Below are 3,084 nucleotides of genomic sequence, written 5' to 3' on the forward strand. Positions count from 1 at the left end.
TCTCAAACAACAGACACACCCGGCACCACCACAACCTCAGCCGTGGATCGCTCCGGAGCAACTTTTCAAACTTACCCGGTCCCGGGAAACTAAGCAAATCAGCGTTTCCGCGACACCCAGCCCCACACAAACCGCCCCACCCGAACCCGCAGCGCACAAAACGCCAACCAGATCCTGGCCTTGAAATTTAGGGGATTTGGCCGCCTCCGGTTCCCAGCATTTCCGCTGGTCTCCCTCGCGGCGACTTAGAAAACAATACACCCACCCAACCCCCACCGCAACTCGACCCGAAGGCGGGCCCTGCGGGCCCTGCAGGGCGCGCCAGCGCTGGCCGCACGGTCCGATCGGCCGCCCCCGCTGCGGCCCGGCGTCGCAAAGCTAAGTTGTGCGGTCCATCACTCCCGTGGGCTGATTCGCCGGTTACGATCGTGGGGTGATGGCACACGAGCGGCGCCACAGACCACTCCCGCTGCAGCGCCATGTCCCCGATCCCGCCGCGGGCGGGCTGACGGGAGCTGATGTTGCCTCCCGCGTCGAGCGTGGCCTGTCAAATAAAATGCCGGACACCACCAGCCGCAGCCTGTGGGAAATCATCCGCGCGAATGTCCTGACGCTCTTCAACGCGATCGTGGGAACAAGTTTTGTCATCCTGTTGCTGATCGGCAGCTGGCAGGACGCGCTCTTCGGGCTCGCTGCCCTCGGGAACGCTGTGATCGGCGTCGTGCAGGAATACCGCGCGAAACGATCCCTGGACCGGCTCGCAGTGCTGGAGGCCCCCCGGGCCCGGGTCCTGCGCGACGGCGTCGTCCAGGACATCGCCACCGCCGGCGTAGTGCGTGATGACGTCTTGGTGCTACGCCCCGGGGACCAGGTCACAGCGGACGCGGACGTGATCGAGAGCGGCAGCCTGGAAGCGGACGAATCGCTGCTCACCGGAGAATCGGATCCGGTGGACAAGGATGCCGGCACCGAGGTCCTGTCCGGCTCCCTCATTGTGTCCGGTCGGGGCACGGCCCGGGTTGTCCGGGTGGGGGCCGAGTCGTTCGCCAGCAAGCTCACGGTTGAGGCAAAGCGGTTCACCCTGGTGAACTCCGAGATCCGCAACAGCCTCAACCGGATTCTGGGCTGGCTGACCTGGGCGCTCCTACCCGTAGCCCTCATCGTCGCCAACGGGGAGATGCAGGCCCTCGGCGGTTGGGAGCAGGCGATCAACAGCGGTTCGTGGACTTCCGCACTCGTCGGCGTGATCGCCAGTGTCATCGCCATGGTCCCCTTGGGCCTGGTCCTGCTGACGAGTGTGGCGTTCGCCGTCGGCGGCCTCCGGCTTGCTCAGGAAAACGTCCTCATCCAGGAACTGGCGGCAGTCGAGGGCCTCGCGCGTGTGGACGTACTGTGCCTGGACAAGACCGGAACCCTGACCGAGGGCGGAATAGTCTTCGACGGCGTGCACGAAGTGGCAGGTGCCGCAGCACCAGGGTGGGAGCAGGCGTTGGGCTGGTTCGCGTCGGATCCCGAGGCTAACGCGACGGCTCGGTGCATGGCGGCCTCTTTCGAGAACGACGGCGGCACCCCAGCGGTCAGCACCGTGCCCTTCTCCTCTGCCCGGAAATGGAGTTCGGTGACGTTCGACGGCGGCAGCGCGGGAACCCGGTCCTGGATTCTTGGCGCACCTGAGGTGGTACTCGCCAATGGGGCCGGCGGTACACGCGTCGGTGGCGCGCGGGAGGATCCTGCCGAGACAGAACGGGAAGCTGCGCTGAATCAGGCGGGACGCCTTGCCTCGACGGGGCTGCGGACAGTGCTGCTGGCCTATGCCGGCGGGGCCAGCATGTCCGGCGAAGCTGCCTCCCTTCCGGCCGGCCTGAACCCGGTAGTGGTGTTGACCTTCAGGGAGCAAATCCGCCCCGACGCCAGGCAAACCCTCGATTACTTCCGTGACCAGGGCGTTGAGGTGAAGATCATATCCGGCGACGACCCCCGGACTGTCGCCGCGATTGCACGGCTCGTGGGACTCGACGCCGAGTCCGGCTACGACGCCCGGGCATTGCCCGAGGACCCTGCCCGGTTGGAAAGTGCGATGGCGGGAAACATCGTTTTCGGACGCGTCACCCCGGCACAGAAAAAGGACATGGTGGCGGCACTCCAGCGCCGTGGACATACCGTCGCAATGACCGGCGACGGCGTCAACGATGCGATGGCATTAAAGGTGGCAGATCTCGGCATCGCGATGGACTCCGCAGCAGCGGCCACGAAGGCGGTCGCACGACTGGTGCTCCTGGACGGCCGCTTCGACCGGTTACCGGCAGTGGTCGCCGAGGGCCGCAGGGTCATCGCCAACATCGAACGGGTTTCCAATGTTTTTCTGAGCAAAACCGTCTATTCGATCGCTATCGCGGTGAGTTTCGGGCTTTTGCAATTTCCGTTTCCCTTCCTGCCGCGCCAACTCTCCTTCGTCGATGGGTTGACCATCGGCATTCCGGCGTTTTTCCTGGCGCTGATGCCCAATACCAGCCGCTACCGCCCCGGATTCCTCAAAAGGGCGCTGTCCTTTTCCGTGCCCGCCGGCCTCATCGTCGCGACGGCCCTGCTGGCGTTGAATGTGTATGCACGGTCCAACGGCGTGGGCGTGGCGACGGAATCGCCGGCACTGGGGTCGGCATCGGTGCTCACCCTGTCGGTGCTGGGCCTATGGATTCTGGCGGTAGTGGCCAGACCCCTCGACGGGAAGAAACTCGCAGTGGTTCTCACAATGTGTGCGAGCCTGGTGGTCCTGTTCAGCGTGCCGCTGGCCCAGGATTTCTTCGACCTGTCGTGGCCCCCTCAGGAACTGCTGGTGGCGGCGGCCATTTCGGCGGCCGGGGGCGGCGTTGCCATCGAGGTGTTGGCCCGCGCCCATGCCCGGAAGTTCCCCCGGTGAGGGTGGCCGGCTGGCGGCAGCTGGCCGGGGGTCCTGTCCGTTCCGGCTTTGTCCTGCCCGGCGGCGTGTCCTGCCGGGCTTGGGTGGTGGTTAAAGTGGGAGAGCCTCCAACCTGGTGGTTGGAGGCTCTCGACCTGAATGGTGTTCCGGCGGTGACCTACTCTCCC

General features: G+C 65.6%; 1 protein-coding gene. It reads left to right on the forward strand.

All coding sequences use genetic code 11. The annotated features are described in order from the left end of the window. Positions 1 to 436: 436 nt before the first annotated feature. The gene (locus BJG92_RS11755) at positions 437 to 2,917 is read left to right on the forward strand and encodes an HAD-IC family P-type ATPase (RefSeq protein WP_232084190.1); all 2,481 of its coding nucleotides are present in this window, start codon (positions 437 to 439) and stop codon (positions 2,915 to 2,917) included. Positions 2,918 to 3,084 lie beyond the last annotated feature (167 nt).

This window comes from Arthrobacter sp. SO5, from assembly GCF_020532805.1.
GTDB lineage: Bacteria > Actinomycetota > Actinomycetes > Actinomycetales > Micrococcaceae > Arthrobacter.

Bases quoted from the DNA above. Each gene is read 5' to 3' on its own strand.
- BJG92_RS11755 (WP_232084190.1), top strand. From the start codon at position 437: ATGGCACACGAGCGGCGCCACAGACCACTCCCGCTGCAGCGCCATGTC.